The sequence below is a fragment of the Methyloprofundus sp. genome (assembly GCF_965251085.1).
GTDB lineage: Bacteria > Pseudomonadota > Gammaproteobacteria > Methylococcales > Methylomonadaceae > Methyloprofundus.
On sequence record NZ_OZ252594.1, the window covers coordinates 2,619,058 to 2,631,209 of the forward strand.

A 12,152-nucleotide genomic window follows, 5' to 3' on the forward strand; every position below is an offset into this window, starting at 1 on the left:
TTTATTGCCTTGGGCTCGGGGGATATCCATACGATACAAAAAATTTCCTCTATTTATGATTTAAATCTGGATATTTTGATCGGTTGGACAAAGAGGGCTGGCAAAGCGGCAGTAAAAACCTAATAACCACTTAGCTAGACAGGTTAATGAGAGTCAAAATATGGGCTTGCAGGATTTAGGTAATATAATACTTTCAAATAATCTTAGATTCAACCATAGCTGTGTGGGCATTTTTTGGAAGTGCTGTGGGATCAATAGATTGCGCAAGAAACCGTGAGCAACTGATTTTTCTAAGTTTAAGCTTTGTTGTGGCTGACCCTTGATTTAAAAACTCAGCCGTTAGAAATCCGCAGTCGTGGCCACGCGAAGTATAATATTAGTAGAGAACTAAAAAAATGTAAAAAAGAGGAATTTACGATGTCCGCACAAATAAAAAAAACAGCGCATGGTGGTTGCCCACATGACTGTCCTGATACCTGTTCAATGGTCTATGAAGTTGAGGATGGAAAACTGGTGGGGGTTAAAGGTAATCCTGATCATCCTATGACCCGAGGTGGCTTGTGTGTCAAATTAAATGATTATGAAAAAAGGCATTACCACCCAGATCGCCTGTTATACCCATTGCGACGTACGGGCCCTAAAGGCAGCAAACAGTTCGAAAGAATTAGCTGGGATGATGCACTGGATGAAATAACCACAAAATGGAAAGCGATTATTGACGAACATGGCGCGCATGCGATTATGCCCAATAGTTACCTTGGAAATCAGGGACTGGTGCATGGGTTAAATGGCGGTGATGCCTTTTTTAATCGTATGGGTGCTACGGTTACCGAGCGCACATTTTGTGGCGAAGGTTCTTGTACGGCTTGGTTATTAACTGTCGGTCCTACGGCGGGAGTAGATCCTGAAAGTTTTATTCACTCTAAATACATCGTTCTTTGGGCTTGTAATTCTGTCAGTACCAATTTACACCATTGGCATATTGTTAAAGAAGCGCAGAAAAAAGGGGCGAAAGTTATTGTTATAGATTCTTTTGCTTCAAAAACGGCTAAAGAAGCAGATTGGCATATTGCTCCCAAACCAGGTACAGATGGTGCTTTGGCAATGGCTATGATGCATACTCTTATTGAAGAAAATTTGGTCGATCAAGATTATGTCGATAATTACACCGTTGGTTATGCTGACTTAGCTGAACGTGCCAAAGATAGATCACCCGAATGGGCTGAACAAATTACCGGAATCCCTGCCGCAGATATACGCAGGTTTGCCAGAGAATATGCCACAACGCCACCTGCCGCCATTCGTCTGGGTGTCGCCTTAGAAAGAAACTTTGGTGGTGGTCAAGCTATTCGTGCCGTGTCTTGTCTTCCTGCCTTAATTGGTGCATGGCGTCATGTCGGTGGCGGTGCATTACAATTCCCTGTATGGGAGCATCCTTATAAATTTGATGTCATCTGTCGTCCGGATTTAATTCCAGAAGGTACACCTGTGGTGAATAACCTGCAACTCGGTCGAGTGCTAACGGGGGAGATAAAACTTGATACCCCGATTAAATCGATGATGTGCTGGAATACCAATCCAGTGACACAGGCACCTGAAACTGACAAGATTATCGAGGGATTGAAACGCGAAGATCTGTTTATGGTATCTGCCGAACATTTTATGTCTGATACGGCAGCCTATGCTGATATTGTACTGCCTGCATCGATGGGTGCTGAAATGGAAGATATGGTTCTCTCCTGGGGACATCTGTATCTGACGTACAATGAAAAATGTGTCGAATCCCCAGGCGAAGCCATCCCGAATAATGAGATTTTCCGTCGATTAGCGCAGCGAATGGGTTATGAAGAAGAAAATTTCAAATGGTCAGATAGTGAATGTTTAGAAAACTATGTAGATTGGGAGTCCCCTGCCTGCGAAGGTATAGATCTCGCTTATATGCGAGAACATGGCTTTGCACGATTAAACGTTGGCACTAAAGATGATCGTGTCCCTCATAAAGAAGGCAACTTTCCAACACCTTCGGGTAAATGTGAATTCAAACTAGACGATGCACGCAACTTTGTCGCAGGCCCCTTTCGTCAAATGTATGAAGGTTTTCAAGCGGGAGAATTGTTGGATAATCTGCCTGATTATGTTGCTTCCAGAGAAACTGCTGAGACTAACCCTGAGCTGGCCAAGAAATATCCTCTGAATATTATTTCACCTAAAAGTCATGGTTTTTTAAACTCCTGTTATGCCAACATGGATCATAAAATTAAAGGTCAAGGCGAGCAATTTGTATTAATCCATGTGGCTGATGCAGATGAGCGTGGTATTAAAGCAAATGATAAGGTTCGTGTTTTTAATGACCGCGGAGCCTTCGAAGGCGATGCCAAAATTACCGATGATGTGAGTGCAGGAATTATTGTGGCCACATTAGGTTATTGGCGACAGTTAAATAACGGCACCGTTAATTGCATTAGTTCCGCTGAATTTGTTGATATGGGGCATGCACCGACATTTTCAGATAATTTAGTTCAGATTGAATTGGTAAGCTGAGGCAACTGGAAACAAATAATCATCCATCCTTGCTGAGCTTTTTGTCCGTCATCAGCACTGTAGCAATAGTGACGTAGCCAGCTATGCGCCTATTGCTACAGCACCAATGACAAACATTACCCTTTCGTGCTCAACTTATGTTTTTAGGTTGTAAGCCCCCCCCCCTCTTACGCGATCTGGTAGTTTTTTTAGCAATCAGCTATACTTCGCGGCGGTGACGGTTGCGGATTTTATAACGAGTCGATTTCGGTTGAGAGCAAAGCCTGCCCCGTACTTGATACGGGGCGCTGAAACAAGCGCATAGCTAACTACACAACTGTTTCAGTAACGCAGTTATCGGCAAAAATCGGCTGCTAGAAAACCGCAACCGTTGCCGCGCGAAGTATAAGTCAAAAACTTCCATAACAAGTTGAACTAAAGGTTATAATACCGCTTCAAAAATAATAACAAACTGCAATATTTTGCATATCAGACTTAAAGGCCCAGGCAATGCTTGAAATTGAATATGAATTCGGTGATAAAGATTTAGTTCATTACAATGAACTACAGATCGATAAATCGGAAGACTTACAAAAGAAACTAAAAAGAAACCGCCTAGTTTTCCCTGGCGTACTCGCGCTTTTTGGTCTGTTTCTCTGGGTTTATTACAGTGATTACCGTACCGCCCTTTATATCGTTACTATTTCTATTTGCTGGGCTGTCGTTATTCCGCAAATTATTATTTTGAGTTTTCGTAAGCAAGTTTTAAATAGCTATACCAAAGAAGAAAAAGACGCTATGTTCGGGCATTATACTTTACGAATTGACCCCAAAGCTCTAGCTGAGATATCTCCCAGCGGTAAAAATAAAATGCCATGGAAAACCATTCTGCGCATTGAACATATCCGGGACTATATCCATATCGTTCTGGATAATGGGGCTGCATTGGTTATCCCCATTGAGAAAGTGACCTCTGGTGAAGTAAAAGATTTCAGCAGACAAGTAAAGAAAATGATCGACCTGTACGGATAATTTGTTAACTGGCAACTGGAGTCCTTGTCTTTAGACTGGGATTCCACGCTTAATCCCTCCTCGCCCGCATTTATCAAGCTATCCCCAGGCTTACAAAACCCCCTCTCGCTTTTGTATATAATACCTGCAGGCATCGACACAGTCTGGTTTGCTGTTGAATGGACCACTGATCATCTCCACCGTAAAAAACCACCACCCTTGTTGATTAATATAATAACGATCTTGTGGCTTAAACACCGGGTTATGTTGTTTCTTTGTCTTTACCATATTATTTATGTTGAACTTTAAAAATGTTTCCTTACGGCGCGGCACTCGTGTGTTATTTGCCAATACTTCATTTACATTGCACAAAGGTCAGAAAGTCGGCATTACTGGAGCTAATGGCGTAGGGAAGTCCAGTTTATTTGCTCTGCTACGCGATGAATTACATCCTGATGTGGGTGATTTTACCATGCCACCTCAATTAGAGGTGGCCCATGTTGCACAGGAAACACCTGCTGTAGAGCAAGCAGCAATTGAATATATTATTGATGGGGATCAAGAATTACGTAAAGTACAGCAAGCCATTATTAAAGCCGAAGAAGCTGATGATGGTATCAAACAAGCTGAATTATTCTCCAGAATGGATGTCATCGGCGGTTATACGGCAACGGCACGAGCTGCCCGCTTAATGAACGGCCTGGGCTTTAAACAACCTCAGGAGCACCTCAGCGTTAGTTCATTTTCTGGTGGCTGGCGTATGCGCTTAAACCTTGCTCAGGCATTAATGTGTCGCTCGGATGTATTGTTGCTCGATGAGCCGACTAACCATTTAGACCTGGATGCTGTTATCTGGCTCCAGGACTGGTTGTGTAAATACCCAGGCACCTTATTGTTGATTTCCCATGATCGAGAATTTCTAGATGATATCACTGACCATATTGTGAATATAGAAAATCAACTAGGTACCATCTATACAGGAAACTACTCAGCCTTTGAGAAAATGCGTGCAGAAAAACTGGCACTGCAACAATCCTCCTTCGAAAAACAACAGCGTGAAATTGCGCATATCCAAAGCTTTATCACACGCTTTCGTGCTCAGGCCACCAAAGCAAAACAAGCCCAAAGCCGGATAAAATCATTGCAGCGCATGGAGCTGATCGCGCAAGCACATGTAGACTCGCCTTTTCATTTCAGCTTTCCTGTGCCCGAAAAGCTACCTAATCCTATGATCAAGCTGGAAAATGTCAGTATAGGCTATGGCGACAGTAATATTTTAGACAATGTAAATTTATTTATTTCTCCGGGCGACCGGATTGGTTTATTGGGCCCGAATGGCGCAGGTAAATCTACTCTAATCAAAGTATTGGCAAATGAACTCGGTATAAACTCAGGAGAAATTCAGTTTGCCGACACCTTAAAATTAGGCTATTTCGCCCAGCATCAACTAGAACAATTACATCTTGATGAAAGCCCACTATGGCATTTACAGAAAATAAACCCTAAAGCAACAGAAAAGGAGTTACGTAATTTTCTCGGTGGCTTTAATTTTCAAGATGATAAAACCTTCGATCCAATTGCTCCCTTTTCAGGCGGCGAAAAAGCACGTTTAGTACTTGCCCTACTGGTTTATCAAAATCCTAATTTATTATTACTGGATGAGCCCACTAACCACCTAGACCTAGAAATGCGTCACGCTTTAAGTGTTGCTCTACAGGATTATCAAGGTGCCATTATTATCGTCTCGCATGATAGGCATATGCTACGCTCAGTAACTGATCAACTGTATTTGGTTGCGAATGGTACTGCGTCTTCTTTTGACGGTGATTTAGACGATTATCGTCTATGGCTTAATGAACAAAAATTATTAAGCAATGACGTTTCTGGTGATGGCAGTAGTTCATCGGGGGTGAATAAAAAAGCACAACGTAAACTGGATGCTGAGCGACGCAAAAAATTAAAGCCCTTATATGATGCCCTAAAAAAAGCCGACAAAGCACTGGAAAAATACCACCAACAACAAAAAGACCTGGAAAATCAATTAGCCGATAGCAGTTTATATGAAGAATCTAATAAGACACTACTAAAACAGCTAATACAAGAAAAAACTCAAGTAGACTCAGCTCTGCAAGATACCGAAATGGAATGGATGGAAATCAGTGAACAATTAGAGGCCAGTGAAAGTTAATTTAACTGAATAAAATTAAGCCCGGTAATAAGGCTATAATCACTTGTAAAACGGCCTCGCTGCCAGGATCATATAACTTGTAATAAGTTTCATTTAGGCAAGAAATTTATACTATACTTCGCACGGCCACGGTTGCGAAGTATATGCAACAGTCTTTAACCTAAAAACCGCAGTTGAACGCTAAAAAATACTCTAAGTATTTGAATATAAAGTATAATTACCGTAACAACTTATTTCCTGCAGGGTGAACAGGCTCCGCTTCACGGTTTTGTGAATAAATCTGAGCGCAAAATACTGCGTTACAGCTATTGCCAAGGGCTACGGCCATTGTCTGCTAGCTGTGCCTTGTCTTTAGCACTCAGATTTCCCACAAAACCCCTGCTCAACTGCGGTTTCTAGGTTTAAATACCCCCGATAAAAAATTGAAAACTTCAAAAACTTATTTAAATGTAAGCTACGCTGAAAAAGACGCAGCAAAAGCGCTAGGTGCAAGGTGGGATGCCAACAAGAAAAAATGGTATGTACCTGAAAACCTGGACACATCTGTTTTTAGTAAATGGCATACTGATTCCGCCTCGGCGACTGCAAAAACTAAAAAAATCACCAATAGTAATCCGCTAACTGGCATTATCACGCATGCAAAGGATGCAAACTTTGTAGCCTATAGCGGTGATAAACCACCTTGGGACTAAGTACCCAAGCATAATTAATCCAACATTTTACTTGTCTTTTTTCTCATTTTCAGCGTTGCATAAAGAGTTGCGTAGTCAGCTATGCGCCGTGTATGCGCCTTGAAAATGAAAAAAAATTCTGCGTAAAATTTGTTAAATTAACCTAGAAAAATCAGTTGAGCGCGAATTTATAGTGCAAGATATTGTTTTCACAGTGCTTTCAAAAAACCTTAGATTCACCCGTAGGTTAATCGGGCATTTTTTGGAAGTGTTGTGGAATCAAGAGCTTGTGCTAGAAAACGTGAGCAACTGATTTTTCTAGGATTAATTATGCTTGGGTACTTAATGCTCTTATTGGTAAAACAAAAGCACTCAATGACTGGACACAAACCCTATGGTTTGATGGCAAACTCCAGTAGCAGGCCTACAAATATCGTTAAACCAAACCAATTGCTATTTAAAAAAGCTTTAAAACAGTCTGCCTTATTACGATAAAAAATCAGCTTTTGCTGATAGACAAAAAAGCCTCCGGCACATATTAAAGAGACATAGTAAACCCAGGATAAGTCTTGCATACGCCCTATTTGCACCAACAACAGCATGATTATTATTTGCAGTACCGCCAAGATTTCGCGATCTCGATCGCCAAATAATATCGCAGTTGATTTAACGCCTATCTTTAAATCATCTTCTTTATCAACCATAGCATACATCGTGTCATAAACCAGCGCCCACAGCGCGACTGCTAGATACATCAACCAGGCAACAGCGGGAATTTCATTACTTTGCGCCGCAAACGACATAGGTACAGCCCAGCCGAAAGCGATGCCTAAGTAGGCCTGGGGTAATTGCGTGTAGCGCTTCATAAATGGATAGCTTGCAGCCAAAAAGGCACCCCCAAAAGATAGCAAGATGGTGTACTGATTCAGCAATAACACCAATGCAAAGGCAGCTATGCATAATACTGCAAACAAAATCAGTGCTTCTTTAGGCTTTACTTTTCCAGCGGCAATAGGCCTTAATTTAGTGCGCTCTACATGTGGATCAAAATCTCTATCAGCATAGTCATTAATAACACATCCGGCAGCACGCATTAATACCACGCCACAACAAATAACCGTTAATACCAGTAGATCCGGTTGACCAGAACTCGCTATCCACAGCGCCCACAAAGCAGGCCATAATAAAATGAGTATTCCAATTGGTTTATTAAAGCGGGCTAGTATCCAGTACTGTTGCGCACTATCGAAGATTTTTTCTATATTCACACCCACACCCAATCCAATTAATTCAATAACTTAACCAATACAACCTAATAAATTACATGAAATTTGAACAAACCATTTGGAAAGTCAATTAAAATGTATTACTATTAATTTAATCTTTATATTTTATATGCTTACAACAACTATTTAATGTAAAGTTTCTAACAAAATACATGCAGGTACGCTTATGTTACATATCATCGATGACTTTCCCATCCAGCGTTCATTTTTAGAACAAATGCAATCTGGCGATACCATTATCTTAAAGGATAACGCTGTCTATGCTGCAAAACAGGATAATATAAAGGCATCACTCTCCAGGAAGACCTTTTCTCACCTTAATCTTTGCGTGAGTAAAGCAGATTTATCATTACGTAATATATCAAATTGTGAACTTATCCGTGGTGTAGCAATTGTTGACAGTACAGATGAATATCAAGAATATCTGACACAAAATATCGCTATGCGATCGTGTAACTAAATTAGCTTAGAGTATTATTTATTTCAGGGTACCTAAGTCTTGGCTACGCACTTAAGACGGGACAAATTTCACCATGAAGAACATGAAGCTAATGAAGAAAAAAACTAACCCCTTCATTTTCTTCATGTCCTTCATGGTAAAAAACAACCTTCTCTTGAGACTCTATTTTAAGCTGTCCCGTCTTAAGTTTGTAGCCTAAGTCTTTAATAAAGCGATCAGTTGCTGCATAAAACTACTTGTAATGGATACTTGGACTGGCACAGACCAATGCTGTGCCGATGCAAAAGACTGACACTTCACTGCATCTTTTTCAGTCATAAAAATGGCCTGTGCTGATTTAAAACTAATATCCCGCTCAGTGTAAGCATAGTGATCAGGAAAAGCATGCGTTTGACAGGCTAATCCCTGCTTTGCTAATAGGTCAAAGAAACGCTGAGGATTGCCTATTCCTGCCAAAGCATGACTGTTAGTACTACTGAACTCAGCTAACGGTTTACGTTGCTGAGTGAGCATATTAACGGCATCAGCTCCCTCCAGCTTCATCAAAATTTCATTTTCTTCTGCTGTACCACCATTACACACGATAAAATCAACTTCTTGTATACGTTCCTGCGGCTCACGTAGTGGCCCGGAAGGTAGACAAAAATTATTACCAAAGCGGCGCTCGCCATCAATAACAACTATTTCTATATCCCGGTGCAAAGCATAATGCTGCAATCCATCATCAGAAATAATCACGTCTATCTTTTCATTCTGCAGTAACAGCCGGGCCGATTCCGCCCGTACAGGCCCTACTGCAACGGGGCAATCGGCTTGTTGTGCAATGAGCAAAGGCTCATCACCTACCAGAGTCGCATCACTCTCCGCATTGACTCGAACCGGCCAGCTTGCTGATTGTCCACCATAGCCACGGCTAATCACAGCTGGGGTAAAACCAGCTGCTTTTAATTGTTTGACCAGATAAATAACCAGGGGTGTTTTTCCTGTCCCGCCCAGCGTGATATTGCCTACAATAATAACCGGTACAGGCAGTTTTTCGACCGGTTTGTAGCCTTTTTTATACAACCAGCGTCTAAATTTTGCTATATCTGTGAATAGGAAAGACAAAGGCATCAGCCAGGTGCCGATAAAATGATCTCTATACCAGACTTCATCTACAAACTTTGCCAATAGTTTTTTCATATTATGGGTGTTTTTGTGTTGCAAAAGTAATATTTCTAAAACCTATCCTGGATGCCACATCCAGCACAGAAATCGCTGCTTGCACTGGTGCACTCGCATCAGCATGGATGATTAAGGGAATATTTCTATTATTTTTACTCGCCGTTAATGCCTGGGTTAAAGTTTCTAAACTCGTATCACTCAAGGCGTTATCGTCTATAAAATACTGGCCGGATTTGTTTATGCTCAACACTATTGCCTGTTCTGGTCTTTCTACTGCCTGACCATCAGCTTCTGGCAACATTACTTTTATCACAGACTCCTTGCTGAAAGTAGTCGTGACCATAAAAAATATGAGCAACAAAAACACCACATCTATCATCGGTGTTAATGAAACTTCCAGTGGCTTATGCTTTTTATTGCGGAAATTCATTATAGTTCTTCACGTGTACCGTGAATGACTTCAATTAATTTTATTGACTCTTCTTCCATTCCAATAACATAAGAATCAACCAGACCATCAAAATAACGATGAAAAATGACACAGGGAATCGCGACTGCCAGACCTGCGGCCGTCGTAATTAATGCTTCTGAAATCCCGCCCGCAAGTACGCTAGGATCACCAACACCATGATTACTTACTATCGCTGAAAAGACTTTTATCATTCCCAACACAGTCCCCAGCAAACCTAACAAAGGAGCAATCGTCGCAATAGTCCCCAGAGTATTGAGGAAGCGCTCTAATTTATGCGCCACTTGCCGCCCAGACTCGGCGATTGATTCTTTCATCACCTCACGGCCCATACTCCTGCTCATTAAGCCGGTTGCTAAAATGGCACCTAGTGGCGAGCTATCTTTTAGGTGTTTCAAAGTCATAGCATCCAGTTTTTTTGCTTTAGCCAGGTTCCAGACCTGGGAAACCATTCTGGTGGCAAAATTTTATTTTTTCGCAAAGTCCAGAAACGTTCACCGACGATACCCATAGCTATAACTGAACAAAAAATAATGGGAATCATTAATAACCCCCCACTTTGAATTAACTCAAACACAGATTCTTCCTATAATATTTATGCTATTAATGACTGAATGCCTTGCCCTTACCTACCCAGATTACTGCAATAATATACGCTAATGCACTTAAAATTGCTGCAAAACTATACACCCATTGCCCACCTAAAGCATCCCAGGCATAACCACTATATAAGCCACCGAGCATACCCCCTATACCAAAACTGAAACTACTATAAAGTGCCTGCCCTTTACCCTGATGATGCTGACCAAAATAGCTTTGTACCAGATGAATCGCTGCGACATGCGCCGTACCAAAAGTTGCAGCATGCAAAACCTGTGCGCCCAGTAGCATGTAAATATTATCTGCATACCAGGCGATCATCAACCATCTCAATACCGATAATAAAGCACTTACCAGCAATAGACGCCGCAAGGATACAAATTTCAACAACGGGCGCATCAACACAAACACAATAATCTCAGCTCCAGCACCCAGTGACCAGAACATGCCTATCATGCTAGAGGTATATCCCAGCTGTTTTAGGTAAATAGAAAAAAACACGTAGTAAGGGCCATGCGCAGCCTGTAACAACATATAGACTAGCAAAAACGCAATAATTTCAGGCTGTTTAACTATTTGCCAGATGCGTAAAGCAGCCTGGCTGGCTTTGGCAGTTGACACCTCAGGCGTAAGTAAAGAAATCAGCCAGATACTGGCGAGCAAAGCAACGATTAAATAAGGTAATAATTTAATGGAATATAAGTCCAGTAAATATCCCACCCCTAAAACCGTCGCAATAAAACCGATAGAGCCCCATAACCGGATATAACTATAGCGATGTCGCTCATCCTTCAAATGATGTAGCGTCGCTGCTTCAAATTGCGGTAATGCCGCATTCCAGAAAAAACTAAAACTTACAGTAACAAATGCAAACCACAGAAATGATTGCTGATATATAAAGCCAGCAAACAACAGCATGGCCAAAAAAGACGCTATGCGAATAACGCGTAAACTTTTTCCAGTCTGATCTGCAATCCAGCCCCAAAGATTGGGTGCAATAATTTTAGTGCCCACCATAAAGGCGGTTAATTCACCTATTTCAGCGGCACTAAATTGACACTCTTTAAGGTACAGACTCCAGTAAGGAAGGAAACCTCCCAATGTCGCAAAATAAAAAAAGTAGAATCCTGATAAGCGCCAGTATGGAATTTTAGTTTTCACTAAATAACTTCAAATGGGCTAGCTATCTTCAATCTATTTTCTATTATTTGCCCATGCTGCATATCTTCGGAATAAAGTATGTCACAAGAGGCCTCTAATGCAGAAGCAACTATCAAGCTATCGTAGAATGAAAATTGATATCGCTCTTTAACAGAGAGTGCCGAAAAATGAATTTCCTCCGTTAATAAAGTCACTTTACATTCACTTGCTATTCTTTTCATAATGACTTGAATATCGTTTACAGGCATTAAAAACTTCCTGATAAGAATATTTGCCGTTTCATTTAAAACCTGAACTGAAATAAAGGGATGTCCACTAATTAGTTCAATACTACGCTGCCGCTTTTCTTCAATATTACCTAAACTATAGATCACGATATTACTATCTAAAAAACTACCGCTCATTAGCCATATCTCTATCAAATTCAAAGCCATTCAAATCTATACTATAAGGCTTTAGAAACTGTTCTAAATCATTACGTTTAGACTGTTGTTGTAAAAAATTTTTAATCACTGTACGCAAAATAACATCTTTTGATTTATGAGTATGTAGAGCTATTTCAGATAAGTTCTTTTCTGTCTGTTGGTCTAACTCTATGATATGTTGCATTATTTTATTTCCT

Annotated in this window: 13 protein-coding genes; 5 read left to right on the forward strand and 8 right to left on the reverse strand. The window is 40.8% G+C overall.

The genetic code is table 11. The features are described 5' to 3' along the window. Positions 1–417: 417 nt before the first annotated feature. Both ACQY3F_RS12060 and ACQY3F_RS12065 read left to right on the forward strand, forming a co-directional pair. Positions 418–2,541, forward strand: coding sequence for a molybdopterin-containing oxidoreductase family protein (locus tag ACQY3F_RS12060; RefSeq protein ID WP_428355096.1), 2,124 nt, complete (start codon positions 418–420; stop codon positions 2,539–2,541). A gap of 489 nt (positions 2,542–3,030) precedes the next feature. Next, the gene (locus tag ACQY3F_RS12065; RefSeq protein ID WP_428355097.1) at positions 3,031–3,552 is read left to right on the forward strand and encodes a YcxB family protein; all 522 of its coding nucleotides are present in this window, start codon (positions 3,031–3,033) and stop codon (positions 3,550–3,552) included. Positions 3,553–3,642: 90 nt separating this feature from the next. Here the strand turns inward: ACQY3F_RS12065 and ACQY3F_RS12070 are convergent, their stop codons facing one another. Next, positions 3,643–3,819, reverse strand: coding sequence for a hypothetical protein (locus ACQY3F_RS12070; RefSeq protein ID WP_428355098.1), 177 nt, complete (start codon positions 3,817–3,819; stop codon positions 3,643–3,645). Positions 3,820–3,826: 7 nt separating this feature from the next. On the opposite strand from ACQY3F_RS12070, the gene ACQY3F_RS12075 reads away from it, so the two are divergent. Next, the gene (locus tag ACQY3F_RS12075) at positions 3,827–5,719 is read left to right on the forward strand and encodes an ATP-binding cassette domain-containing protein (protein WP_428355099.1); all 1,893 of its coding nucleotides are present in this window, start codon (positions 3,827–3,829) and stop codon (positions 5,717–5,719) included. A 422-nt stretch (positions 5,720–6,141) separates the two neighbouring features. Further along, positions 6,142–6,411, forward strand: a complete 270-nt coding sequence (locus ACQY3F_RS12080) for a DUF5710 domain-containing protein (RefSeq protein ID WP_428355100.1) — start codon at positions 6,142–6,144, stop codon at positions 6,409–6,411. A gap of 371 nt (positions 6,412–6,782) precedes the next feature. On the opposite strand, the gene ubiA is transcribed toward ACQY3F_RS12080, so the two are convergent. Beyond that, complete coding sequence (gene ubiA / locus ACQY3F_RS12085) at positions 6,783–7,658, reverse strand: 4-hydroxybenzoate octaprenyltransferase (protein WP_428355102.1); 876 nt, start codon at positions 7,656–7,658, stop codon at positions 6,783–6,785. 184 nt (positions 7,659–7,842) lie between these two features. Between ubiA and ACQY3F_RS12090 the strand changes: the two genes are divergently transcribed. Next, positions 7,843–8,136 carry a DsrH/TusB family sulfur metabolism protein gene (locus ACQY3F_RS12090; protein ID WP_428355104.1) on the forward strand — a complete coding sequence of 98 codons (294 nt, stop codon included), beginning with the start codon at positions 7,843–7,845 and terminating at the stop codon, positions 8,134–8,136. A 195-nt stretch (positions 8,137–8,331) separates the two neighbouring features. Here ACQY3F_RS12090 and lpxK read toward each other — a convergent pair whose 3' ends face one another. The 6 genes from lpxK to ACQY3F_RS12120 all read right to left on the reverse strand — a co-directional run bounded on the left by lpxK (position 8,332) and on the right by ACQY3F_RS12120 (position 12,139). Then, positions 8,332–9,318 carry a tetraacyldisaccharide 4'-kinase gene (gene lpxK / locus ACQY3F_RS12095; protein ID WP_428355105.1) on the reverse strand — a complete coding sequence of 329 codons (987 nt, stop codon included), beginning with the start codon at positions 9,316–9,318 and terminating at the stop codon, positions 8,332–8,334. A gap of 1 nt (position 9,319) precedes the next feature. Further along, positions 9,320–9,730 (reverse strand): ExbD/TolR family protein, encoded by a 411-nt coding sequence (locus tag ACQY3F_RS12100; RefSeq protein WP_428355106.1) that lies wholly within the window; start codon positions 9,728–9,730, stop codon positions 9,320–9,322. Then, positions 9,730–10,221 (reverse strand): MotA/TolQ/ExbB proton channel family protein, encoded by a 492-nt coding sequence (locus tag ACQY3F_RS12105; RefSeq protein ID WP_428355107.1) that lies wholly within the window; start codon positions 10,219–10,221, stop codon positions 9,730–9,732. Before ACQY3F_RS12105 ends, ACQY3F_RS12100 begins: the two co-directional genes overlap by 1 nt. Before the next feature lie 151 nt (positions 10,222–10,372). Further along, positions 10,373–11,530: an MFS transporter gene (locus tag ACQY3F_RS12110; RefSeq protein ID WP_428355109.1), complete on the reverse strand. Its 1,158-nt coding sequence runs from the start codon at positions 11,528–11,530 to the stop codon at positions 10,373–10,375. Next, positions 11,530–11,934, reverse strand: a complete 405-nt coding sequence (locus ACQY3F_RS12115) for a PIN domain-containing protein (RefSeq protein WP_428355110.1) — start codon at positions 11,932–11,934, stop codon at positions 11,530–11,532. Before ACQY3F_RS12115 ends, ACQY3F_RS12110 begins: the two co-directional genes overlap by 1 nt. Beyond that, entirely contained in the window at positions 11,924–12,139 is a 216-nt protein-coding gene (locus ACQY3F_RS12120; protein WP_428355111.1) for a hypothetical protein, read from the reverse strand. The genes ACQY3F_RS12115 and ACQY3F_RS12120 overlap by 11 nt, the downstream gene beginning before the upstream one ends. Positions 12,140–12,152: the final 13 nt, after the last annotated feature.